This is a genomic window from Streptomyces sp. NPDC006516 (genome assembly GCF_040611875.1).
Lineage (GTDB): Bacteria > Actinomycetota > Actinomycetes > Streptomycetales > Streptomycetaceae > Streptomyces.
On record NZ_JBEXPD010000019.1, the window covers coordinates 84,758 to 109,152 of the forward strand.

Genomic DNA, 24,395 nt, shown 5'->3' on the forward strand with positions numbered 1-24,395 from the left:
CAAGGGGGGGCCAGCGTAGTTCGCGACGACTGGCTGCCGGATGGTGCCCGAAGCCACCTCCACCGTCAGACCGCCGACAGGGGTACTCACTCCGGTTCGGTGGCAGTGGACCGGAGGTGTAAAGGGGCCATCCCTGGGGCGCGGGAGCACTGGACGCCTTGGAGTGGCACGCCATTTGCCAGGGGCATCCCTGCGGGCTCGGGGAGCACGGCGGGAGTGGGCGACTGCTCGGACTCGGCTTGGGACCATCCCCGCGGGCGCGAGGAGCACACGTTGCAGTCGGAGACCATGGAGCCGTCGTTGGGACCATCCCCGCGGGCGCGGGGAGCACTCGGTGCGGGCGCTGCCGAGCCCGTCGTCCACGGGACCATCCCCGCGGGCGCGGGGAGCACGGCATGGTGCTGAGCCTGTACGGGCTGTACGGGGGACCATCCCCGCGGGCGCGGGGAGCACTCGGTGCGGGCGCTGCCGAGCCCGTCGTCCACGGGACCATCCCCGCGGGCGCGGGGAGCACGCGGCAAGTTCGGCGGCGGCGGGTCCATCGCTGGGACCATCCCCGCGGGCGCGGGGAGCACGACATGAGCGCCCCGCCGGGGGCTGACGGCACGGGACCATCCCCGCGGGCGCGGGGAGCACGGCTTTTACGTCCGGTGTGAGCGCCCGGATCAGGGACCATCCCCGCGGGCGCGGGGAGCACCATCGTGACCTCCTGGGTCAATTTCACGTTGTGGGACCATCCCCGCGGGCGCGGGGAGCACGCCGGAATGTCGATTGCCACCTGCCCCGGACTGGGACCATCCCCGCGGGCGCGGGGAGCACGTTGTGGTCCATGAGATCGACCACGGGGTGGGGGGACCATCCCCGCGGGCGCGGGGAGCACGAAAGATCATCGTCGGACGGCACTCGACAACGGGACCATCCCCGCGGGCGCGGGGAGCACCTTCGCCGCCTCGCGTACGTCCTGCGCCCCTGGGGACCATCCCCGCGGGCGCGGGGAGCACTCTTCCTGAACTGGGATTTCATCACCCGAGAGAGCCGTCCTGCATAACTTTCACCGATTCCGGCAAAGCTCACATTTCGACCGAGCAGCCACCTCAACGGCGCGCCGGCCCTACCGCCAGAGGGCAGTCGTGGCCACGGCGCCGGGTCACGGTGGGCCGATCGGATGGAACGCGATCCGGTCGACAGTGTTGGACTCGCACACGCAATTCGAACAGACGTATCATTTCTGCTGTGCCGACCTACACCTTCCCCCAGGACCTGCGCGACTCCCAGCTCGCCCTTCACCAGACCCGCGCCGCCTATGAGCAGTACGCCCGGACCCTGCCGTGGTCGGCCGAGCCGATGCCCGGCTGGGAAGGCGACAAGCAACTGCACAGCGGATACCGCTCCGCCAAGCCCGACAGCCCCGGCTACACCGACGAGCAGCGTCAGGAGGTCGCGCGGTTCCGGGCCGAGCTCCTCGAGCTGAGCACTCAGGTAGCGACGCACCCGTTCTGGGCGACGCTGGAACGGGGCGACATTGTGGAGGGCCGGATGGTGCTCCAGCACACCCACGAGCAGCAGGCCGCGGCCGAGGCGGCCTGAGTCCGATGTCGAATTCCGGTGGGATATCCCGGCTCGAGAAGTGGCGGGCCACGCGGGAGTACCTCGCGTGGCAGCTGCGGTGCGCGGACCAGAAGGTCCGCGAGCTCGAGGCCCAGGAGCAGCAGGACAAACGGAGGCGAGAGCAGGCGCGGGCTGAGCAGTCATGGAAGATCCAGCCTCAGCGGTCCAGCGAGAGCGCGCTGCTGCACCGTGGGAACTGCACGCTGTACAAGAACGACTTCGGGTTCATCAGCCGAGAGGATGCCGTCATCGCCTTGGCCGAGCCCGACATCGAGGCCTGCCAGATCTGCAATCCGCAGACCGGGCTGGAGTGAACTGCAACGTCCGGTGCCCCTTGGGGTGAAGCTGCGGGCCGTCGCCGAGGCTGTCTTCGTATGGGCTGCTCGGTAGTAGAGCACCTTGCACGTGGGAGTATCGCCGTGCCAGTGCCTCGGTGAAGCCGCCGGCCTTGCGGAAACTGCTCCCTGGCCGCCGCCCTGCAGGTCTTCGGCGCACCCTCCTGCGCCCGGCGCCCAGTCGCTGTCCCCGCCCATGACGGAGGAGCTCATCAGCCACGTCCGTGCGCCGTGGCCCGAGCCTGACGGTCGGGACGAGCACGTTGTTCCGGGCCCACGTGCTCGTAGGAACAGTTACTGCATACCGGGAGTGCTGTCGTGATCAGCTGGCCACTTTTGCTCGTTGCTCTTGGGAAGAGTGTCGTGACAGCATTCGACGCGTGTTCGATAACGGGGATGACATAGCGGAACCGGTTGCCCGGCGTTCGAAACTGGCCGACCTGGCCGACTGGCCTGATGCCGATGCGCCACCGAGTGATGTGCCGGCGCATGGCGCTCCGAGGCCGGTTGACGCCGAGGAGGAGCGTGTTCGGGCGGCTCGGCGTGAGTTTGCTGTGTTGCTGGGTGAGTTCCGGCGTACGGCGGTGCTGGTCCCGCTGGATTCGAAGGGTGATCTGTGGTCGGCGGAGCAGAACGGCGTGCGCTGGATCTGCGCGTTCTCGGATGAGGAGGCGTTGGCTCGTTTCGCGCTGGCCCGAGGGGACGGCGGCCGGGAGTGGACGTACCGGGCCGTTCTGGGTGCGCGGTTGTTGGATGTGATGGTGCCTTTGCTGCCGGGTCCGGCGGGCGTGGCGCTGGATGCGGGCAGCGTGGACGGTGGGATGTTGTTCCCGCCGGTGGCGGGCATCGTGCCGGATGCGGTCGCGGTGGATCTCGGGGGAACGCGGTGAACGGGGACGCTTCGGATCTTGATGTTCCGCCGGAGGCGTTGGCTGCGATCGCGAAGGGGATCGATCTGGCGCATGCGGAGCTGAAGGAGCTCGGCATGATCGGGGAGGCCTCGACCGGCCGAGGTTTTTCGGATCTGGCTCTTTCGGGGCTGGAGTTGGGGCACGGCGGGCTGACCTCGGAGTTCGAGACGTTCTGCAACCGCTGGGAGTGGGGTGTGCGGGCTCTCACGCAGAAGGGCAACGGCTTCGCCCTCGGTGTGGGTCTGTCGGCCGGTTCCTTCGCGGAGCAGGAGCAGTACGTCAAGGACTCGTTCAAGATCGGCGTGAACTCTCTGAACGGGAATCCGCATGCGTCCGAGGACGAGGTCAAGGCGATGAGCTGGGACACGATCAGGAGCCAGAGCGCGTACGACAACCCGGACTACAGCTGGGAGTCGATGAGCCATGCCAAGGACGAGGTGAACCAGAACTGGAAGAACACCGCCTACGACGTGGAGGACGCCGCGCTCGACTCGATGGAACGCAGCGGCATGGTGGACCCGGAGGTGCGGGCGGCGGCGGACGCGCGGCTGCGGGAGCAGCTCGACCCCTCGCAGGAGACGATCGATCAGGCTGAGCAGCCGCGGTGGGGGGAGAGTCGCTGATGGTGGACTGGGGGAAGTGGGGCGGGGCCCTCTACGACGGTGCGGGCGATCTGGTCGACAAGGGCAAGGAGATCGTCGGCACCGGGATCGACAAGGGCACCGATGTACTCGGCTCGGGTCTGGAGAAGGTCGGTGCCGACGAGTGGGCGGATGCGGTCGAGGACTGGGGTGATGAGACCGCGTCGTCGCTGGGCGCGGAGGTCGGGGAGCAGCAGCTCGGGCAGAGCGAGGAGGCCAACGAGCTTATCCACGGCCGGCCGGAGAAGATCACCGCGACGGTGAAGAATCTCCGGGACTTCCAGAAGGCCTTTGATCTCGTCGGCGGCGGGATGAAGAAGCTCGACTCCGGTCACTGGAAGGGTGAGGCAGCTGACGCCTTCCGAGCGAAATTCCAGATGCTGCCGACCGACTGGTTGCGCGCGGCAGATGCGTTCGAGGACGCCGCCAAAGCTCTGGAAACCTACGCGGGGACGGTCGCCAGCGCGCAGGCCAAGGCCCGAGAGGCCGTAGCCCTGTACAAGGAGGGCAAGCAGGACTACGAGACCGCGGCAGCTGCCTTCCGGAAGAAGGCGGAGGCGTACAACGCGGTCCGCAACACCGACCACCCTCTCCCCCACCCGGGGAAGTTCACCGACCCGGGCGCGGCGAAGCGCCGGCATGCGCAGGAGATTCTGGAGCGCGCCCGGCGGGCGCGTAACGAGGCGGCCGAGGCGGCCAAGAGTGCGATCACCGCGGCGATGGCACACGCCCCGAAAGAGCCCACGGGCTTGGACCGGGCGAAGCAAGATCTCATCGACTATGGAATCGGCCAGTCCATCGAGCTGGCCCATGTCGGTGGTGGTGTCATCAAGGCCGGGGCCGGGCTGGTCAACTTCGTACGCTCGGTCAATCCCCAGGACCCGTACAACCTGACGCACCCTGCCGAGTACTACAAGGGCGTCAACATGACGCTCGCCGGCCTCGTCTCCACCGCGGCCAACCCCGACCGTGCCTTGAAGAACGCCTGGGACGCAGCCAAGGGAGACCCCTCCGAATTCATCGGCCGACTCCTCCCCGAGCTGGTCGGCACCAAGGGCGGGGGCTTCATCAAGGGCGGCCTACGGGCCGGGATGAAGGATCTCACTGAACATCCCAAGAGCCCGAACCGACAAGGCCACGAGAAGAATCCCGAATCCCGCGGTCAGCAATGCAGCAAGGTCAAGTGCGACGGAGACCCCATCGATGTCGCCACCGGGCGCATGCTGCTCCCGCAGACGGACATCGTGCTGCCGGGCTCTCTGCCCTTGGTCTTCGAGCGCGTCTTCGACTCCTCGCACCGCGCCGGCCGCTGGTTCGGAACCGGCTGGTCGAGCACGGTCGACCAGCGCCTGGAGATCGACGCGGAGGGCGTGGTCTTCAGCTGCAACGAGGGCAGTCTGCTCGCCTATCCGCATCCCGCACCCGGGGTGCCCGTCATGCCTACCCACGGCCGGCGCTGGCCGCTGGACCGAGTGGCCGACGGCTACACCATCACCGACCCCGGAACCGGCCAGGTCCGGCACTTCGTCGACCATCCCACCGGAGACCTGGCGCTCCTGGCCCAGATCGACGACCGGAACGGCCGCTGGATCGCGTTCGAGTACGACGGGGCGGGTGCTCCGACAGCGATCGTGCACCACGGCGGCTACCACCTGAAGCTCACCACGGACGAGGGCAGGATCACCGCCCTGCACCTGGCGGGCGCCGCCCCTGACGGCGCCGACCAGGAGATCCTCCGCTACGGCTACACCGACGGCCACCTCACCTCGGTCACCAACTCCTCGGGCAAGCCCTTGCGCTTCGACTGCGACGAGCTGGGCCGCATCACCGCCTGGACGGACACCAACGGCAGCCGGTACGAGTACGTCTACGACGAACACGACCGCTGCGTGTACCAGACCGGCACCAACGGCCACCTCGAAGCCCGCTTCACCTGGGAAGACACGGACCCCGAGACCGGTCTGCGCATGACCTCGATGACGGACAGCCTGGGCCACACCACCCGGTACGTGATCAACGAGCGCTCCCAGGTCGTTGCCGAGATCGACCCCCTGGGAGCGGTCACCCGCTTCGAGCACGACCGCTACCACCGGCTCCTGTCCGTCACAGACCCACTCGGGCACATCACCCGCTCCACATACGACGAGCACGGGCGACTGACCGAGGTGGAGCGACCGGACGGACGCCGGTCATACGCCGAATACAACGAACTGGGACTCCCCATACGCATCGTCGGCACCGACGGCAACGTCACCCGACAGACCTACGACGCACGCGGCAACCGCACTTCGATCACGGAACCCACCGGCGCCACCATCGTGTTCTCGTACGACGAGGTGGGCCACCTCGTCTCCATTACCAACACCTTCGGGCACACTTCGATCCTCACGCCCGACAAGGCCGGGCTTCCGGTCGCAGTCACCGACCCTTTCGGCGCGGCCACTCGCTACGAGCGGGATACCTTCGGCCGCCCAGTCTCGATCAGCGACGCTCGGGGTGCCGTCACTCATTTCGAATGGACTGTCGAAGGCAAACTCGCCAGTCGCATCGAGGCAGACACAAGCCGGGAGTCGTGGACCTACGACGGTGAGGGAAACTGCCTCACCCATATCAATGCCGTCGGCGCGACCGTCAGCTTCGAGTACACCGACTTCGACCTGCTGCTGGCACGCACAGAGCCGGACGGCGCCCGGTACGAATTCACTCACGACAGCAACCTCCGGCTCACTCGGGTCACCAACCCTCAACGTCTGACCTGGGACTACAAATACGATCCTGCCGGACAGCTGACATCCGAGACGGACTTCGACAACCGGACGATCCGCTATGAGCGCGATGCTGCAGGTCGGCTTGCCGCACGCACCAACGCCGCCGGCCAAACAACTCGCTATGAACGGGACATGCTCGGCCGCGTCGTCCACAAGAACGCCGCCGGCAACACCACGACCTTCGTGTACGACTTCTCCGACCACCTCGCGGAAGCAGTCAACGGGGATGCAACCGTCACGTTCCTTCGGGACAGGTACGGCCGACTTGTCTCCGAGACGGTCAACGGCCGCACCATGGCGTACACGTACGACATCCTCGGCCGTCGTACCGGCCGCACCACCCCCACCGGCGCGGTCAGCACCTGGACCGACGACGCCGCCGGCCGCCGCACCTCCCTTACCACGTCCGGCCGCACCATCGCCTTCGAACATGACGCCGTCGGCCAGGAAACTGCCCGCCACATCGGTGACACTGTCGCCCTCACCAACCAGTACGACCCGCTTGGCCGCCTCACCAGCCAGCAGATCACCGGCACCACGGGCAGTAGCATCCAGCGCCGCGACTACACCTACAGTGCCGACGGCAACCTGACTACCCTCACCGACCAGTTCACCGGCACCCGCGCCTTCGACCTCGACCCCGCCGGACGCGTCACCGCCGTCCACGCCGCAGGCTGGACGGAGCGCTACGCTTACGACGCAGCCGGAAACCAGACCCACGCCACCTGGCCGCAAGGCCACCCTGGGCAGGAAGCCACAGGCCCTCGTGAGTACAAGGGCACCCGCCTCACCCGGGCCGGTTCCCTCCGCTACTCCCATGATGCGGACGGCCGGATCGTCCAGCGCCGCAAGACCCACCTGTCGGGCAAGACGGAAGTGTGGCACTACACGTGGGACGCCGAGGACCGGCTCACCGCAGTGACGGCGCCCGACGGAACGCGATGGCGGTACGAGTACGACGCGTCAGGCCGACGTATAGCCAAGCTGCGCCTGTCTGCGGACGGTACGACGGTCATCGAGCGCAGCGACTTCACCTGGGACGGGCCGACACTGTGCGAGCAGACCACGGTCTCGGACGAGTCGCCTCATCCGGTCATCCTCACTTGGGATTACGACGGCCTGCGGCCGGTGGCTCAGACGGAACGCATCATGGCGGCGGTGGCGCAGGAGGCGGGACATGGTCGGCATGGCGCTCAGGCAGGCCCCTTGGGTCACCTACGCACCATGGTGCAAGCGGGCGGTGCAGTTGATGCGGCGGCAGCAGTCGGTGTGCCGGACGGTGTACACGCAGCCCAGCACGAGATCGACTCGCGCTTCTTCGCCATTGTCACCGACCTCGTCGGTGCGCCCTGCGAACTCGTCGACGAGCAGGGCGGGATCGCCTGGCGCAGCCGCCGGACCTCGTGGGGTAGTACCACATGGGCATCTGGCAGCACCGCGTACACGCCACTGCGCTTCCCTGGCCAGTACTACGACCCTGAGACAGGGCTGCACTACAACTACTTCCGGCACTACGATCCGGAGACAGCCCGATACCTCACCCCGGACCCGCTCGGCCTCATACCGGCGCCGAACCCGTCGACGTATGTCCTGAATCCGTATACCTGGACCGACCCGCTCGGCCTGTCACCGTGCCCTCCACATCTGTTCCGCGGAACCACGACAGGTTTCGACGGCAGCCCCGGTGTGCAGCGGCACGGCATCACACCGACCTCGTCCGACCCCGGCGTCGCCAGCGTGTTCGCGACGCAGGCCGAGCGGTTCGGCGACGCCATCGTCGAGATCTATCCGCGGGACGCACTGGACGGGGTCCCGGTCCACCAGGGCTACATCGCGCGGGAGGCCGAGTGGCCGGTCGAGCTGAGTCCGGCGGAACTGTCGTCCCGCGCATCCGCGCAGGTGCCATCGGCGGTAGCCCGGGAGATCCTCTCCGAGATGGGCATCCACGTGCCACGCAAGATCGGCAACGGGGACATCGATCCGCTCCTTGAATATGATGTTCCTAAGCTCACCCCCGAGCAGATCGCACACTTCGTCGAGGAGGCACACCGACGTGCTGGATAACCTGCCGGAAAGGGCAGCTCTAAGCATCGAATCCATTGAGTCCGTGACGCCGGGCGTTACCGGCGCGGCGGACGACGTGGCGGTGTGTGTGGTCCGCTGCATTGAGGGGACGGCACGGCTGGGCATGGAGTTCCAGCACCCGGCTTCCGCAGCCGGCACTGGCACGGCCGCGCCAGGGTTCTTGCTGACCGCCATCGAGTGGTACGGGAAGCAGGTCGAGCAGCTGGACACCGTTCACTCCGGCAAGGTCACGCTCACGGGAACCGGAGCGGAGACCCTGGCCAAGCGCGATGTCCTGAACTCGGCACCCCGGCAGTAGATTGCCTGTGGCCTGAGCGTATGCAATCTCCACGCTCGTGGACTCGCCGACATATCCCCTGGGTTTACGACCAGAACCCGGTCAGCGAGGTCGATCTTGCACAGGCGGAGGGCTATCAGCGTGAATCTGTCTCCCGCAGAGGCCCACAGCCATTCGGAATACACCATCAACTGGTGTAGTCCTCGACCATAGTGGCGACAAGAGCAAGCAAGGCATCCGCCCGATGCCGGTCATAGCGCTGGTTGCGCAAGGCATCGTCAACTGCTCGGAGCCGGGCCACGGCGGCTGGCTCCCGATCTTCCACCTCAAAGATCACGGGCTGGGTAATCAGATCAAGGCACTCGGTGAGCAGCCGGTGAGTGGAGGGGGCAGGGGGGCCGGGGTCAGGTTCGGCGAAACCGGTGGTCAGGTGCTGGACGGGATTCGTGAGGCTCCACCCGACGACATTGCTGTGCTGAACGACGAGGGCCAGGTCAGGAGCGATCTCGACCCGGGCCTCAAAAGGGGCGGCCAAGACGTCGAGATCACGCAGACAGGTGAGCACAGCATCCCCGGGGGCACGGCACAACACCGTGGTGCTCCTGTGCCGGAAGTCTTTGGCTTCGTCCGCTCGAAGCCCGCCCGGGCGGCGGGCGGGCTGGTCGGGAAGGCGGGCGGATTCCTCAGCGGAGGCTGACTCCTCTGGCAGGTGAAATTCAAGCCCTACGAGTTGCTGACTGGCGGGATTGAAGCGGAGAACGTCAGGGGTGTCCCACAACAATTCCTGGCTGCCGAACGTGTCCGCGAGAAACCTTTCCCGCTCCACAGCATTTGCGTAGCACGCGACGTGCACTGCTTTTCCTGTGAAACCGGGGACAATGTTTAGCGGATCGGCTGTCACCGTCGCGAGCCAGTTGTCATCGAATGCGAGTTTCATGACGATTTCTCTGATTTGAGTCACCGCTGAGGGCATGTACCCGTCCCTGCCCGGGATCTTGCCCTGCAACGATGTCCTCGTGAGTGACGGGGCGGCCCGGGTCTGAACCGTTCCGGGTTCGGCAGAGATCTCAGATGTTGGGTGTGACCTGGGGTTTCATGGTTGCGAGGTAGTGGTTGTTCTCGTATTCGATCGGCGGGACGTGGCCTATCTCACCGTGGAGTCCCCGGTGGTTGTACCGGTCGACGTACTCGGCGATGGCGAGCTCGACGTCGGACAGCGTCTTCCATGGCCGCCTGGGATTGATCAGTTCGGTCCTGAACAGGCCGATCGTGCTCTCCATCAGGGCGTTGTTGTAAGCGTCGCCCACCGATCCGATGGAGGCGGCGATGCCAGCGGCCTCCAGGTGGTCGGCGAGCCGGAAACTGCCGTGCCGGTGGCAGGGGCAGCCCAACACCGCAGTGTCCAGCAACTGGCCGCCGGAGATTTCAAGGGCTGTTACACAGTCACCTTCGGCCACCCTCGTATAATTTCCCTTGTACGTGGCTGCTTCGCTGGGAGGGATCGTGGAGAACGAGGGGGATGGGCGTCCGCTGCTCCTGCTCGATGTGGACGGCCCTCTGAATCCGTACGCTGCCGCGCCGCAGAGGCGGCCGGCGGGGTACAGCACGCACCGCATGCGCCCGACCGGGTGGGAGAACCCGTGGGACAAGCCCCTGCGGGTCTGGCTCAACCATGGCCACGGGGCAGACCCCCTGGCGTTGCCCTACGAGCTGGTGTGGGCCACGACGTGGAGGAACGAGGCGAACGACTGGATCGGCCCGCACCTCGGCCTGCCCACACTTCCCTTCATCGACTGGCCTCCCATGACGCCGCAGAGCAATGCCCGACTGCACTCGAAGACAAGGGCGTTGATCGCCTACGCCGAGGGGCGCCCGTTCGCCTGGGTCGATGATGAGCTGGGCCAGGAGGACCGCGAGTGGGTCCGGGAGAACCACGACGCTCCGACGCTCCTGCACTGGGTGGATCCGCGCCTGGGTCTCCTGCCGGACGACTTCGGCGCACTGGCGAAGTGGGCAGCGGGGCTCGGGCAGGGGGCGGCATGATGGAACACGAGGCCGACATGGAGGTGGTGGACGCGGAACTGGTGGACGACGGCCACCTCCCCGCCACCCTCCAGCCGCGCCCGATGTCCGCGCCGGTGGTCGACCGGCACACCATCCTCTACCCGGGCCAGGGGCTCCCCACCGAGGCCGATCAGCCGACGTACACCGAGCGCGACCTGTACGTCTCCGAGCAGACCGCCGAGCGGTTGGAGAACCACTCCGCGCCGAAGAACACCAGCGCCAACTACCAGTCCCAGCGAAGCAAGTTCGCCGCCTGGTGCGCCGGCGAAGGCCGTGTGGCCCGGCCGTGCACCACCGCCACCTACGTCGAGTACGTCGCCCACCTCATCGAGCTGGGGCGCTCCCCGAACGCCATCAGCGTCGCGATGTCCGCCATCCGCACCTGGATGCCCGAGGACCAGAAGCCCGGCACGAAGCAGGCTCGGGGCATGCTCAACGAGTACAAGAAGACATGGGCGAAGCGCACCGCGGTCCGCAAGGCGCCCCCGATCACGGACGAGCTGCTGCGGGCCATGGTCGCCACGTGCGACCTTCGGACCATCGCCGGGCGCCGCGACCGGTGCATGCTCCTCCTGGGCCGGGGGGCCCTCAACCGCAGGATCGAGCTCGCCGACCTGTCCATCGCTGACGTCGCGGTCGACGACGACTTCGTCACCCTGCATATCCGGTCATCGAAGACCGACCAGGGCGCCAAGGGCGAGCACACGGACATCCCTGCCGACGAGGACCCGCTCCTCGACCCCGTCGCGGCCGTACGGGACTGGCTCACCGCTCTCCACCACCTCGGCGTTCGCGAAGGCGCGTTCTTCCGGGCCCTCACCTCCCGCGGCACTCTCCAGAACCGGGCCGTCGCGAAGGAACGTGGTGACTACGTCACCGGGGACGCCATCAACGACTGGGTCCGCGGCCGTGCCCACAAGGCCGGCGCGAAGAACTGGCAGCAGATCACTGCCCATGGGCTCCGCCGCGGCGGAGCGCAGGCCATCGCGGAGGCCGGCGGGGACCCGACGAAGCAGGGCCGGTGGAAGCCGGGCTCGGCGGTCGTGAAGCGGGAGTACCTGGACCGTGCCCAGTCCAGAGCCGAGAACCCGTGGCTCAAGGTACAGGCGAAGCGGCGCAAGGAACCGATGTGACCCCGGAAGGCGAAGGCCCGGGCAGCCTTCGCCTTCTTCGCACGGATGTTCACCGCCCCGGCCGAGACCGTGTGCCAGCTGCGCGGACGCCTGCCCACGGTCGGCTCCGCACGGAGGATCAGCCCTCGCCCGCCCAGGTGTGGTCGGCCCAGTCCGCGAAGCTCGTCCACTGGACCTCTGGATGAGCATCGTGCAGTGCGGAGATGTCGACCCGGTATCCCGGGCCGTTGAGGAACTCCCACATCGCGTGCATATCAGGATTGCCGACCGCCGCCAACGCCGTCCGTACGTGGCGGACTTCCCGTCCCAGCGCCTTGCTCAACGACGCCGCCATGTGCTCGGGGGTAGGAGCATCGCCTGCCAGCTCGATGCGCCGCCCCACGTAGGGGGCGGGGTTGAGCATTACCTCGGCCGCGAACGCACCGAGGTCGGTGCGGGCAAGCTGCTGCAGCGGCCGGTCCGGAGGCAACGGCAGGTCGAGAGATCCGTGCAGGATTCGCTCCTGGCCTCCCAGAGCGTTGTCGAAGAAGTAGGTCGGCCCCAGGATCGTGTAAGGCACGTCGCCCGAGACCAGGTCGGCCTCGATGCGCGCCTTGCTCTCGAAATGCGGCACCCCGCTGTCCTGATCGGCTCCTGCCACGGAGCTGAACACGAGGTGCGCGATGCGCGCCCGCGCCGCGGAGGACAGGATCGCGCGCCCCTGGCCCACCTCCGCCTCCAGTCCCGCCTCGAACGGGGTGGTAAACGAGAAGACACTGGCCACTCCGTGCATGGCCGTGACGAGGGAGCCTTCGTCACTCAGCGAACCTGCCACCACTTCGACACCGCGCCCGGCCAGATCGCGCGCCGCTGCACGGTCCGGATCACGGACCATCACGCGGATCCGGGCCCCGCGCCCCAGCAACGCGTCCGTCACAGCCCTGCCCTGACCGCCGGTTGCCGCCAGTACCAGTACCGGTGTCTCGGCCATCGAAGCCTCCCATTCTCAGTAGGTGCCTGCTCAGCCCGTCAACGGGCCCACGGCCATGATCAGCTAGGAAAGACCCCATCTGCTTCACTGACGCCCGATGGACCGGAAAGGTGCGCTGTGAGGCATGTGATGGACACCTGCAGTCATACCTGGGGCGGGGTCCTTGTCGCTCGTGGAGCGATTGCTTTTCGCGGGGACGGCGACCAGGGAACGTTGCGAGCCGAGACGCCGCGATCATTGTCCCGCACCTCGAACTTCCCACAGCTACGCAGCGGCACTGACGAGCGTTCAACCAGCCGTCGGTGACCTCGAGAACTGCGTCGCCGACTCGCGGAGCCAGAGAATGGGTGAAGCAAGCTGAGTTCACGGTACTCGGTCGTGGCTCATATCCGACGGGGCCGCTGCATGTCTGGGGCGAGGTGGAGGAGTTGGCGTCGGGTGGTTACCAGGGCACGCCATCGGGTGCGGGTGGCTTCAGGGCCGTCGATCCACTGGGTGGTCGACGGGGAGCGGAGGGGGACTGCGGCCATGAAGTGGGCGATGTCGATGTAGTAGGCGTAGTAGCCCTGGCGTGTCAGTTCCTTCAGGCGGTCGATGCTGCTAGCGATGGCCGGTTGGTCGTCGCGGACGGCGTGGTGGAAGGCGAGGGCCAGTTCGAGCTTAGCCTGGGCGAAGATGAGCCCGGAGGTGCTGATCTCTACGGCCAGGTCGTGTGCCCGGTTCTCGATGCCGACTGTGCCGGCATCGCGCAGGAGGACGGCGATGCGGACGTCCAGAGTGGCAGCGCGCAGGTCGACGTGGGCCAGAAGGTGTTCGGCGAGGTCGATCTCGGCATCGGCCCCCTCCGGGTCGGTGAAGGCGAGGGTGAAGGCTCGCATCGCCTGTGACATGGCGGCCTCACCTGTCTTCCCGTGCTCCTCGCCCTCCAGGCGAGCGGCGTGGAATGCTTGCGTACCGCGGTTCATGTCGCCCTGTACCCACCACACGTCGCCGATCACCCGGTGGTGGCGCCCCTCCCAACCCAGGTGTCCCGCGGCTTCGAGAGCCGTGGGGAAATCCCCGGCGAGGCGTGAGAGGTGGGCCAGCCCGCGGCGCGCGTTAGGGGCAAGGCGCCCACCGCCGGCGGCTACCAGCTGCATCCCCGTGCGGGAGGCTTCGGTGTGTCCGAGGTCGCGTTGCGCCTTGGCCAGGTAATAGAGGCACATCTCGTGCAGTTCGGCGGGAAGCAGGCCGGTGTCCGTAATGGCGGTAAGACGGGCAGCGGTGTGTTCGCGGTGTTCTTGCTGGCGACGTGCGAGTGCGCTGAGCAGCGCCACCAGCGCCTCGGCGGCTGTGTCCAGGGTGCCGTCCGTTTCCGGGTGGGCCGGTGGGGCGAGTGGCTCCCAGATAGAGTCGCTGACGTAGATCCAGGCTGCGTCGGTGAGCCAACCCAGGTCGAGGCGGAAGTCGCGAGCCACGGCCAGCCCTTGGCGCAGACAGCCGACCAGCAGCATGCGGCCTTGGTCCGTGTCGTCATTCCACTGTCCGCCCAGCGCGGTGAAGGCCCGTTCGGCCGCCCGCTGCCAATCGTGCGGGGACCAGCGGTCATCGGTGTGGTCGTCGGCGCCTCGGATGGTGGAGCGGATCAACCCGTGGAGGTGGAAGGGCCAAAGGCCGAACGGTGACTCGCGGATGAAGGGGCGCTCGGTCAGCCGCATCGCCGGCGCCTGGTGCGTCAGCCCTGCGGCCCGGGTGGCCAGCTCAATATCGAAGGAATCGAGAAGGCTGACGGAGCGCAGCACATGTCGTTCCTGTGCGGTGAGATCGGACAAGGTGCGGGCGATCAGGGCCGGGAAGTCGTGGTCGAAGTCGGCCGGTTGCGGAGTCCGACCGGTGCGACGGATTTCCAGAAACCGCATCACCGACAGGTCGAGGTAGAGGGGCAGGCCGTGCGAGCGGTCGGTGATGACTTGCCGGATCTCCCCGTTGATGAGGGGCACCTCATCGTGGGTGAGACGGTGGGCGAGGTAGTCGTCGCAGTCCTCGGGAGAAAAGTCCCCGACCAGCACCTGCCGTCCTTCCACGCATGCACCGGTAGCGGTGCGGCCTGCTGGGGCACCGGTAGCGGGGTAGTCCAGGACCGGCCAGGCGGATGGGCCTGTGTAGTCGAGTTGCCCCTGCAGAGCGGCCTCTGCCCACTGGAGGCGGGAGCGGCCGGTGATGACGAAAAACGCGTTCGGCATGAGCCAGACCACCCGCTGGATGAGGCGCTCCATGTCGCGGTGGGTGCGGTCCCCGACGTCCTCGAAGGTGTCAAGCAGGATCACCGGTGTCACCTTCTTGCCTGCGGGGAGCCGGGCGAGCTCCCAGGACAGCAGATGCGGGTAGAAGGAGAGCGTGTCCAGACCGGGCTCGGCTTCCAATAAGTCGGCCAGCCGCGTGCATCCGGCAAGTGCACGGACGGTCTGACGGCGCTCGCGCAAGGCGCGTACGAGAGACCCGGTCACCTGGCCGACCGCCGTACCGACGGTGCCGGGCAGGAGAAGCGCCTGGGCGACGTCGGCGAGGGCTGACTGCATCTGCTGGGGCATCGCCCGACCGAACCGGCCCGCCAGGCCGCCGCGGCGCAGATACTCCTCCAGTGGTTCGCCGGGGTGCTGGTGCTCCCAATAGCGGCGCAAAGCCACGTCGAAGGCCGGCAGCTGACGCCCGATGTCGGCGAGAGCGGCGCGGATCGTGAGCACGATCTGCTCGAAGTTGGTGCCGGCGGAGCGGGCGAGGTCGATCCTCACAGGCAGGATCCGCATGCCACGCGGCCAGACAACTTCTCCCCACCGCGTAGGCCGGTTCTCCGCGTCAAGAAGTGCACTCTCCAGCTTGCGGGACAGGGTGGTCTTACCGATGCCGCCGACCCCGTGGAACACCAGAATATTGCGACGCCCAGTCTCGAGGTCCTGCACATCGAAGTCAGGGTGAGCAACGCGATGGAGGTGCTCGGTCAACGCGCTGATGACGGTCTGCCATTGGGACTCCCGGTCGGTGAAGGCCTCCGCCGCTTGAAAGCTCCGGTCGTTCGAACCGAAAACCGCACGCAGATCCCGCTGCACACTCGCCCCCGAAGTGATCGCTGATTCCCTCAACTTACGCCTATGCAGGGCCTGGCGACAGACTTGCCCTATCCGTGCAGAGCAGCAAATACGTCGTCCGCGCGGTTGTACATTTGTGGCGGATCAGGAGCGACACTTGGTCATCCGGCGCATTGTCTACACAATGGGGCCCACATCGATGTCGAGGTCGAGGAAGTCGCCGGTCATGCCCGAGTCCGAGCCCGTACCTGGCCCCGTAGGGCAGCTGGAGTTCGAGGCTGCCAGGGACGCGGTCCTTGCCGTCCTCGCCGTCTATGCCGAGCAGATCGACGCCGAGGAGCGGCGCTCGCAGACGGACGACACGCTGCTTGCCCGCCTAATCGACGAGCGCATCGCCTATGGGGCGGTGCTGACTGTGCTGCAGACCAGTGATGCCGTCGGTATCGCGCGGATCACTGAAGCCGCACGTGCCGACCTGGCCCGCCTCGAAGAGGACAGGCCAGGTGGTTGATCCTTCGGCGGGGCCGGGCCCTCCGGTTCACCTGTTGTCGAGCGGCGGCGATGGTGTCGGCAGAAGGTGCGCGGCAAGGGTTCCGATGTCGTCCAATTCCGCACGGTACTGAGGAAGATACGCAACCAGTTCCGCCTGATGCCTGCGGAAGACTTCGGCTTCGGCCTGCGTATAGCGGCGTGACCGCTCGGCGGCTAGCGCATGGAGCGCATTCTCAGCGGTGCTGCCGTCCGTGATACCGCCGGGCCCAGCGGTATACAGGGAGTGCCCGCTGCGGTCGACGACCTGGACCGTTTGGATGGCCGTACTGTGTGCAGCCAGCGTGGTGCACAAAGCGACCGCGGCAAAGCACTGGTCGTGCCCGTGGGCCGAGGTGAACCGGGCGGGCATCTCCAGGCGGATCTGCTGCAGGTAGCGTCGGGCCGTGGCCTGACGGCTGTCGGCGGCCCGCACCGCCACCACGATCAGAGTGATGCGATACCCGGTGGCGGCGAAGCCGGCCACGCTGGAGCAGAACTCCTCCTGCGAACCGGGCGCCATCTCGATGACCGCGTCGCCCCGCTGTTCCCGCACACGGGCTTCCGCCTGCTCGCGCCAGAACCGGTAGTCAGAGCGGATGATCGCCCCGGCTGTCCGCGGGTGGTCCCGCAACAGCCGCTGGTAGTCCGGGTGCGCCGCTTTCAGGTAGTCGCTGGAGATCAGCGTTGGGGCGCGAGTGCGGTGCCGGTTCAGGATGTCGCGCGAGCGCAGGCTCTTGTTCCCGCCAGGCTGACTCATCACGTAAACGGCGTGCGGGTCCTCGTGCGAGGTGATGCTGCTCAGGTGGAGCGGAACGATGTCCCGCTCGAAGATGCGCTCCCGCTGACCGTGCGGAAGGCATCCAAAGCTGCCGCCGGCGTCTGACACCGGGCGTTGGCGGGCTGCGAGACAGCGGGCCGCCTCAAGATCTTCCGTGCCCGCCTGCCGGTGGCGGTCGGCGAGCCGCTCCTCGCGCAGAGCACGGCCCACGGCGGTCAAGGCCCGCTCGAAGCCCGTCTGAACTGGGTCGGCCCACATCCGCTGGCGGGCGGCGGTAACCGCGACAGCCGCACCCGTGGGACCAGCCCAGATTCCCCCGATCAGGACGTTGCGGTGCAGAACCTGTCCCAGGTGGCCGAGCACGGTGAGACGGTCAACGAGACGCTCGCTCTCCGCCACGGCGAGCGTGTCGAGCAGCTTGTCGGCGCAGGCAGCCCGGTGGGCGGCAGACACGTAGCGCACCACGCCGAACTGCCGGGCGTGCTGAAGATGACGGGCGATGATCCGCAGTTGACCCACGGCTTCGGGAACGTCGAGGACGAGAAGGTGGATGCGGTAGCCGGCAAGTCGGTACGCCGTACTCATCGCACGCAGGTCCTGGGGATCGTCCAGTGCGATCTCCTCTACCAGGTCGGCCCCGAGGAGCCGTGCATGGGCGGCAAGCTCTTGAGCCCAGCGGCGGGTGTCGGCGCGCACCACGAGTCCAGCGTGCCGCTCGTCCGCGGCCAGAGCCGGTGCGTAGCCGGGGTGCTGCGCCTTGAGGAGGTCGGAGCAGATACGTACGGCGTGCGGAATCACAAGGGGCTGAAGCCGGTCGGTCGCTGTTGTCTTGCCGCTGCCGGGCGCACCCGCGACGACCAGCACGCGCGGTTGAACGGCAGGCGCCGTGCCGGTTTGAGAGGCGGGCAGAACGCGGGGTGACAGGATCGGGGGCAGGTCGTTCGACAGCGGCGCCGAACCGGTCCTCGGACTCACGGGCCCTCCTGGCACGATGTGAGCTGGAGCGTGTGCCCCGGGAGGTCGCGGCACCTGGTGCCGCACTCTACACAGTTCCATTGACGCGAGAAAACATCTGCGAGAAAATAAGTCGAGTCCGTCGCCGACCGACAGGGAGCACCTGATGCCACGTCTGGCCAGACCGGCGCGGGGTAAGTACGCGGACTTCGCGCGCTCGGTGCGCGCGTTGCGCCGCGCAGAGGGTATGACCGTGCAGGAGCTGAGTGACGCCAGCGGCGTGCCTCTCTCCTCCATCTACGCAGCCGAAAGCGGCAATCGGCTGCCCACTGAGGAGAACTTCGCGGCGATGGCGCCGGCCCTTGGCATCGAAGCCGAATACGCTTCTGAACTGCGCCGGTCAGCCCACTTCAACGCCCAGCAACGCGAGGTCCCGAACGACGCCACTGCCGACGACCTCGAAGACCTCTCCCAGCAGGCTTCGGCGCATGCCCTCTCAGCCCATCTGCGCTCGATGCACGTCAGAGCGGGCTCCCCGCCTCTGCGCACGCTGGCCGAGCAGACGGGCACCAGCCCTTCGGTCATCAGCCGCTTCTTCCAGGGGCACCCTCCTGCTCACCGAGGCCTCATGACCGCCGTCCTCGACGCCCTGGATGCCACCGAGGACGAGCAGGAGAGGCTGACCTCGCTCTGGAAACAATTGCGACGCGAGCGGATCAGAAAACCCACCACGCAAACCCTTGCTCTCCTGTACGGCACCGCGACATCATGCGCCTATCCCGGCTGCACCGTCCCTTTGGTCAGGTGGGATGGAGAACAGCCCAGCGTCGCAGTCGAGATCGTGCACATCGAGTCCCATTCCGCCACGATGCGCCCGGAGCAGCTCGATCAGTTCGACAACCTCATCCTGTTGTGCCCGCAACACCACCGGAGCCGCAGCGATACCACGCCCGCAGACCTCAGAGCCTGGAAAGCCGATCAAGCCGCCCTGAGCCGGACGGCCGCTCTGCCGCAAACCTCGCAAGCCGCCACGGGCTCTTCGGAACTCCTGATCCCAGCAGCTCAAAGAACAGCACCGGACAGTACGCTCCCGCTGGCCTACGAGGCGTTCTGCCTCGCCCATCAGGAGTTCTTCCACGCCTTCGCCCAACTCCACCTTGGCAGCCCTGCGGCAGCAGAGGAAACCGTGCACCAGGTCTTCCTGGAGATCTTCCACACCTGGGACACCCTGCTGCAGGAGGACGACCTCGCAGGCATGACTTTCGCCATCCTGCAGCGCCACATCCATGCCACTTCGCAGCGTGAGGGCCACAAACCGTCCCTCGTGATCGACGAGCCGACGACCACGCATCTGCGCAGCAAATTGTGTCTCGCGGATGCTGGACGCGACCTGTTCGCGGAGATGAGCAAACTGCCGGTTCGGCAGTACAACGTCATTGTGCTGCGCTACCTGCTGGGCTATTCCACCCACGACACGGCCCGCTACATGGGCCTGCACCAAGCCACGGTCCGGTCCCACGAACGCAGAGCATTGAGCCTCCTGCGAACCAAGGCCGGGCTGCCGACCACACCAGTAACGGCCCGGAAGGAAGGGTCGGACACCTAGATGGACCAGCTGCAGTGAGTTCGACCGCCGATGATTCCCGCCTGTGTCGGGTCGTCCGCCTAGACAGTGATGGCGCTGTTCGTCTTGCTGACCAGGCCACGAATCATGCCCACGAGGCGGTCGGTTCCGTAGCGGCCCGTGTACTGCGAGGCGCTGGATGCCGATCGCCAGAACTCAGCTCCGTCAACCTGGCGTTCCTCACCGGTATCCGGGTCGATGACGATCCCGGCAAGGGTGGGCAGGTCGGCCAGCAACTGTTCGTACTGGTCCACATCTGAGAGCCGAGCGCCACGCTGGATGACAATTGGCAGACAGTCAGCGAGTACGCGGTGCATCGTGGTCACGCCCGTCGTCTTGAGCAGCACCCAGTCGCCGGGCTGCTCGGTGGGGTCGAACGGGGTCGGCAGCATCCGGGCGACTGCTTCCCAGAACGCATCGATAATCAGTGCCCATTCCTGCGGACTGAGCTCCCGCGGCATCTGTGCGGTCTGCAGCGGTTTCAGGCTGCCGATGAACTGCGACACGGCGATCGAGGTGTCTTTGGAGATTCTTTCGTTCGGCTTGCGGATGCGCGTCAACCAAGGGCTTCCCTTGCTGACCAGTGCGTCATAAATGTTGGCGCCTGCGAGGAGGCTGCCCTTGCCCTTACGCTCGCTGAGATACTCGGCCTCGTGGCTGTCCTGCCGGGCCATCCTCTGAAGCAGGTCGGCAGTCAGATCAGTGGGAACGCTTTTGGCCTCCCGGTTGATGTAGTAGAACTGCTTGATCTCCTCGTTGCGGTCGAACCCCAGCATGAGCTTGACCGGCACAGGGAAGTCGTCCCTGAGCCTGTGCCGCTCACTGAGCATTCGCACGGCGCCGCTCCGGTGCTGCCCGTCAACGATCCACGTGGTGACGCTCTCATCAAGTGTGATCATCCCAGCCGCCGTACAACTGCCACGCTCCTCGATTGCGGCGAGCACCTTCTGGCGGTCTTCGTCAAAGGAAAACTCGATCACCACGCCTGGTGGTAGACCGAGGCCCAGGTCATCCGCGGGCTCTCCGTCCCTGGCCGGCCTGATGTTGGCGATGATCGGGTTGGGCATCAAGCCATGTCGGTCTTCAAAAACCCGGCCTTGCCGCTTCTCTTCGCCCTCGCCGTAAAAGGAGGCGGCTTGCGCCATGCGAGTGGCTGAACCCCGGCGTTGGTAACCGTTCTCGGGGTCGTTCCCTCGCTCAGGGTCGTAGGCGTCAACGTCTGTTGCGGCCTGCAGCTCGGTTGGTGTGAAGGTGGTCGACACCATAGCCCTCCCGCGTTGTACCTCGATCAGTGCGGGCCGCTTGATCTTCGTCACTACAGAACTCCTTACTTGAGGTTCGTCAGGCCGACTATGGCGACAAAAGAAGCCCGACACAACGCGTCGACAGAATCTGTCGACGTCCATTCACAGTGGTGATCATTCTTGATTACTCCCGCCGGAATTTGCCCAATCGGCACCGCAACCTCGACCTGAAGACGGCTCTCCCGACAGGCCTGTCCTCAGCGTCGAGGAGAGCAGGAGAGCGGCCGCGGCGTGGCCCTGGTCGACGACGTCACGAAGTCTTGGGGTGTCTTCGAGGACGGCACATGCGCCTGGTGTCGTACGAGCGTTCCAGAGGAGCAGCCGTGTTCGCGGAAGCTGTCCCGCACGGTCTTACCTGCTGCCGCCACGGACCTGGCCGCGGGAGCCGTTCGACGCGGCGGACACCTTGCTCAACGACGTAGGGACAGCGCTCGATGGCTTACCCCCTGCCGAGGAGTATTTGGAGGAACTCGCGGAGCGCCTCCGTGAGCACCTGATGCAGCTCGTGGACATCGCGATCGTGGCGGTGCCAACGTCAAAGACTCCACCGCTCACCCTGGTCGATCACGCCCGCGACACCGGCTCCAAGACCATGCCGGGAGAGCCGTCAGTCACCTCCGCCGCAGGCCTGGACCGTGAAGGATCCCTGCAGGCGCGGGGAACACCCATCCGTGGCGAGGGACAGCCAGGTGATTTCGGGACCATCCCCGCACGCGCGGGGGAGCTCCCATGCTGAACTGCGAGTTCGTCAGTCGATAGGGCTCTTCCGCACCACTTTCACTGACTCAGAAAAGCAGGTGCTTCTGCCCAATACACCTAAAGCGCCCCACTCGTAATTCAACAGCACCGCCGTCGCACGCAGCGCTCGTCGTTTGATGCCCAGCCACCGAAAGCCCGCCCCGACGATGCCGGCACGACAGCAGGCGACAACATGGGGCCCCATCAACCGCCTCCGAGCTCAGCCACTCTTCTCTCGCTCACCCGAGGGACCCACATGCCGACCGACGGACTCTCACCTCTCGCAGCGCTCCGGACCCGGACGCAAGCTGGCCCTCTGCTTCTACAGCCGCGCCGCAGCCTCCACCCGCCGTCGGCCGAGCTCCGCCTCGGCCGGATGCCAAGCAGGTTCGGTGGTAGCCCGTGACACCTGGAGGTAGGACTCGAACTCCTCCGCCGCCCCAGCACGCGCCGACGGGATGGGCGGCGGAACCTCGTGACGTCCGCCGGCGCAGGCGGCCAACTGCAAGCGTGGGGTGAAGGCGTGCAAGGTGTTGATCCAGTCGGCCTCGGCGAGCTCCCGGCCCGGGACCTGCTCGCCGGCGTACGTACGGATCCACCCGGCGTACAGGGCCGTCAGGTGCTCCACGACCGGAGGATGGCGGTACCAGCACGGAGGGATGCTGTGGTGCAGCTCGAACGTGGCGCGTAGCCAGTCGACCCAGGTCGCCAGTTCTCGGAGGCGTTGTTGCCGGTCCATCGGGTCCATGGCGGCCCACACCCACCGCTGCGGCTCGGGCTGGGCCTCGGAGGGCATGGTGGGCCACAACGATGCCGGGTTGTCGAGATCTGACACGGGTGATGCCCTGCCTTCTGTTCAGCGCTGTTCCAAAGGTCCGCTGTTGTTGACCGGGGCCGCGGCCAGCAGCTTCTTCAGGTCCTTGTCGCGGAAGGTGAGCCGCATCCTGACTTTGATCGGGGGCTGGTTCGAGTACTGCGCGATGGCCGTGAAGTCCGGCAGCTGCTGCAGGGAGTGCACCGGGGCGAGGTCCGTCTCCGTGGCCGAGGTGTTCGTGGTGTACTCGCCGCGCGAGCGGCCGTGGGACGTCCTTATCACCTCGGTGCGTCCGTACAGCCCGGAGAAGTAGCGCAGGGTCTCCAGGTCTCCGCAGCCGGGCAGCAGCATCCGCAGGCCGCTCGCGGAGAGCACCGTGTTGGCCTTCTGGGTGCCGAGCCGGTCCCGTAGCTGGGAGAGGTCGTGCCACACCGTCAGGACGTCGATGCCCATGCCGCGGCCGGTGGTGAGGATGTTCGGCAGCCGCGGGTAGCGCAGCATGTTGCCGGCCTCGTCGACCATCACGCCGAGCGACGGGTCCAGGGGCTTGCCCGTGCTGTTGTAGCGGACTTCGGCGCCATGGATGATCGAGGCGATGATGGAGGTCAGGAGCGGGGCGAAGCGCTCGGCGTCGGCTTCGGACGCGATCAGGCAGACGGTTCCAGTCCTGTCCAGAAGGTCCTCCACCGTGAAGTCAGTGCCGGCGCACGTCTCACGGACCTCCTCGTCGGCGTACACCCTCGCCAGTACGTTGAGACTGAACTGGATGGAGCCGATCCCGTCCTCGTGGAGCCGTAGCCAGGGCGAGGCGTAGTCGTCGGCGACCTCGTTGTAGCCGTGCTGCAGCAGGACGGCGCGTACGTGGTCCACGGCGTCCTTGCCGAGCCCCAGCCAGCGGCGCATCGCGGCCACTCCCCCGCCGGACAGGTTCGCTGCCAGCAGCACGCCCTTGAGGACGCTCTTGGCCTGGTCGATCCACGGGGCCGCGCGTTTGCTGTCGCCGGACGCGGACGCCTCCGCCATCCACGAGGCCATCCGGTCGGCCGCCTTCGCGTCGGCGCAGTAGTCGACGGGTGACCACTTCTGGGTCGTCCTGCCGGGGATCCCGGCCGGGGCGATGACCCAGACCGGCCCGAAGGCGCGACGGCGCGCGTAGATGATGTCGAGGTCGGCGGCCTTGGTGGTCGTCACCACCAAGGGGCCCTGCCACTCCGCGGCGTTCGGCAGCACCAGCCCGGTGGTCTTCGAGGACCCGGGGACTCCGAACACGGTGGCGCTGATGTTGGGCTGCGCGGCCACGATCTTCCCGGTACGCATCCCACGCCCGGCAGTGAGCCGGTTGACCCGGGCGGCCGGGTCCTGGGGGGCCTGCAGCCTCCGCTCGACCTTGGCTCCGCCCCACTGGGCGCCGCCGGCCCGCCCGCTGCGATCAAAGAGGCTGACGGCCTTCACGGCCAGGACGAGCACGATCACGACGAACACGACGGTCAGCCCGTAGAACAGCCAGCTGGGCGGGGCGGGGTCGTACGCCGATCCGGGGCCCCGTACCAGCGACTTGAGGACGGTGCCGGGGATGCTGTCGGTGCGAGTGGCCCACCCGCGCCCGGACAGCACAGCCGCGGCGGGCGCGGCCAGCAGTACCGCGGCGCCGACCGAGAGGGCGGCGCCGATCCCGTAGGCGGCGAGGAGGGTGTTGTCGTCCAGGGCGGCGCCGGCCGGGCCGGCTCTTCCCGCAGCCATGATGTCCCTACTGTCTTGGGGTTCGTCTGGTCGGATTCGTTTCGATGACGTGGGA

The 24,395-nt window shown here is 67.0% G+C and carries 19 protein-coding genes and 1 CRISPR repeat array; of the genes, 11 read left to right on the forward strand and 8 right to left on the reverse strand.

Annotated features, from left to right (window positions below):
- Window positions 1-123: 123 nt before the first annotated feature.
- Window positions 124-1,001: a CRISPR direct-repeat array (repeat unit 29 nt; unit sequence GGGACCATCCCCGCGGGCGCGGGGAGCAC).
- A gap of 232 nt (window positions 1,002-1,233) precedes the next feature.
- The 6 genes from ABZY45_RS32755 (at window position 1,234) to ABZY45_RS32780 (ending at window position 8,646) form a co-directional block, all read left to right on the forward strand.
- Complete coding sequence (locus ABZY45_RS32755; protein ID WP_356745896.1) at window positions 1,234-1,587, forward strand: hypothetical protein; 354 nt, start codon at window positions 1,234-1,236, stop codon at window positions 1,585-1,587.
- A gap of 5 nt (window positions 1,588-1,592) precedes the next feature.
- Complete coding sequence (locus tag ABZY45_RS32760) at window positions 1,593-1,922, forward strand: DUF6233 domain-containing protein (protein ID WP_356745897.1); 330 nt, start codon at window positions 1,593-1,595, stop codon at window positions 1,920-1,922.
- A 401-nt stretch (window positions 1,923-2,323) separates the two neighbouring features.
- Window positions 2,324-2,833 (forward strand): SseB family protein, encoded by a 510-nt coding sequence (locus tag ABZY45_RS32765; RefSeq protein ID WP_356745898.1) that lies wholly within the window; start codon window positions 2,324-2,326, stop codon window positions 2,831-2,833.
- Window positions 2,830-3,477, forward strand: coding sequence for a hypothetical protein (locus tag ABZY45_RS32770; protein ID WP_356745899.1), 648 nt, complete (start codon window positions 2,830-2,832; stop codon window positions 3,475-3,477). The genes ABZY45_RS32765 and ABZY45_RS32770 overlap by 4 nt, the downstream gene beginning before the upstream one ends.
- Window positions 3,477-8,327 (forward strand): putative T7SS-secreted protein, encoded by a 4,851-nt coding sequence (locus ABZY45_RS32775; RefSeq protein WP_356745900.1) that lies wholly within the window; start codon window positions 3,477-3,479, stop codon window positions 8,325-8,327. The genes ABZY45_RS32770 and ABZY45_RS32775 overlap by 1 nt, the downstream gene beginning before the upstream one ends.
- Window positions 8,317-8,646 (forward strand): hypothetical protein, encoded by a 330-nt coding sequence (locus tag ABZY45_RS32780; protein ID WP_356745901.1) that lies wholly within the window; start codon window positions 8,317-8,319, stop codon window positions 8,644-8,646. The genes ABZY45_RS32775 and ABZY45_RS32780 overlap by 11 nt, the downstream gene beginning before the upstream one ends.
- Before the next feature lie 166 nt (window positions 8,647-8,812).
- Here the strand turns inward: ABZY45_RS32780 and ABZY45_RS32785 are convergent, their stop codons facing one another.
- A complete protein-coding gene (locus tag ABZY45_RS32785; protein ID WP_356745902.1) occupies window positions 8,813-9,562 on the reverse strand; it encodes a hypothetical protein in 750 nt (249 codons plus the stop codon).
- Between the two features lie 130 nt (window positions 9,563-9,692).
- Window positions 9,693-10,082 (reverse strand): integrase core domain-containing protein, encoded by a 390-nt coding sequence (locus ABZY45_RS32790; RefSeq protein WP_356745903.1) that lies wholly within the window; start codon window positions 10,080-10,082, stop codon window positions 9,693-9,695.
- 46 nt (window positions 10,083-10,128) lie between these two features.
- On the opposite strand from ABZY45_RS32790, the gene ABZY45_RS32795 reads away from it, so the two are divergent.
- Window positions 10,129-10,668: a hypothetical protein gene (locus ABZY45_RS32795; protein ID WP_356745929.1), complete on the forward strand. Its 540-nt coding sequence runs from the start codon at window positions 10,129-10,131 to the stop codon at window positions 10,666-10,668.
- Complete coding sequence (locus ABZY45_RS32800) at window positions 10,665-11,822, forward strand: tyrosine-type recombinase/integrase (RefSeq protein ID WP_356745904.1); 1,158 nt, start codon at window positions 10,665-10,667, stop codon at window positions 11,820-11,822. Before ABZY45_RS32795 ends, ABZY45_RS32800 begins: the two co-directional genes overlap by 4 nt.
- 118 nt (window positions 11,823-11,940) lie before the next feature.
- On the opposite strand, the gene ABZY45_RS32805 is transcribed toward ABZY45_RS32800, so the two are convergent.
- Together ABZY45_RS32805 and ABZY45_RS32810 are read right to left on the reverse strand one after the other, a co-directional pair.
- Complete coding sequence (locus tag ABZY45_RS32805) at window positions 11,941-12,792, reverse strand: NmrA/HSCARG family protein (protein ID WP_356745905.1); 852 nt, start codon at window positions 12,790-12,792, stop codon at window positions 11,941-11,943.
- A 383-nt stretch (window positions 12,793-13,175) separates the two neighbouring features.
- A complete protein-coding gene (locus ABZY45_RS32810) occupies window positions 13,176-15,878 on the reverse strand; it encodes an ATP/GTP-binding protein (protein ID WP_356745906.1) in 2,703 nt (900 codons plus the stop codon).
- 178 nt (window positions 15,879-16,056) lie between these two features.
- Between ABZY45_RS32810 and ABZY45_RS32815 the strand changes: the two genes are divergently transcribed.
- Window positions 16,057-16,368 carry a hypothetical protein gene (locus ABZY45_RS32815; RefSeq protein WP_356745907.1) on the forward strand — a complete coding sequence of 104 codons (312 nt, stop codon included), beginning with the start codon at window positions 16,057-16,059 and terminating at the stop codon, window positions 16,366-16,368.
- A 27-nt stretch (window positions 16,369-16,395) separates the two neighbouring features.
- On the opposite strand, the gene ABZY45_RS32820 is transcribed toward ABZY45_RS32815, so the two are convergent.
- A complete protein-coding gene (locus ABZY45_RS32820; RefSeq protein ID WP_356745908.1) occupies window positions 16,396-18,141 on the reverse strand; it encodes a zeta toxin family protein in 1,746 nt (581 codons plus the stop codon).
- 145 nt (window positions 18,142-18,286) lie between these two features.
- On the opposite strand from ABZY45_RS32820, the gene ABZY45_RS32825 reads away from it, so the two are divergent.
- Entirely contained in the window at window positions 18,287-19,726 is a 1,440-nt protein-coding gene (locus ABZY45_RS32825; protein WP_356745909.1) for a helix-turn-helix domain-containing protein, read from the forward strand.
- Between the two features lie 59 nt (window positions 19,727-19,785).
- Here the strand turns inward: ABZY45_RS32825 and ABZY45_RS32830 are convergent, their stop codons facing one another.
- Complete coding sequence (locus ABZY45_RS32830) at window positions 19,786-21,060, reverse strand: DGQHR domain-containing protein (protein ID WP_356745910.1); 1,275 nt, start codon at window positions 21,058-21,060, stop codon at window positions 19,786-19,788.
- 253 nt (window positions 21,061-21,313) lie between these two features.
- On the opposite strand from ABZY45_RS32830, the gene ABZY45_RS32835 reads away from it, so the two are divergent.
- A complete protein-coding gene (locus ABZY45_RS32835) occupies window positions 21,314-21,784 on the forward strand; it encodes a DUF6415 family natural product biosynthesis protein (protein WP_356745911.1) in 471 nt (156 codons plus the stop codon).
- 324 nt (window positions 21,785-22,108) lie between these two features.
- Here ABZY45_RS32835 and ABZY45_RS32840 read toward each other — a convergent pair whose 3' ends face one another.
- Both ABZY45_RS32840 and ABZY45_RS32845 read right to left on the reverse strand, forming a co-directional pair.
- A complete protein-coding gene (locus ABZY45_RS32840; RefSeq protein ID WP_356745912.1) occupies window positions 22,109-22,621 on the reverse strand; it encodes a hypothetical protein in 513 nt (170 codons plus the stop codon).
- A 21-nt stretch (window positions 22,622-22,642) separates the two neighbouring features.
- Window positions 22,643-24,340, reverse strand: coding sequence for a type IV secretory system conjugative DNA transfer family protein (locus tag ABZY45_RS32845; RefSeq protein ID WP_356745913.1), 1,698 nt, complete (start codon window positions 24,338-24,340; stop codon window positions 22,643-22,645).
- Window positions 24,341-24,395 lie beyond the last annotated feature (55 nt).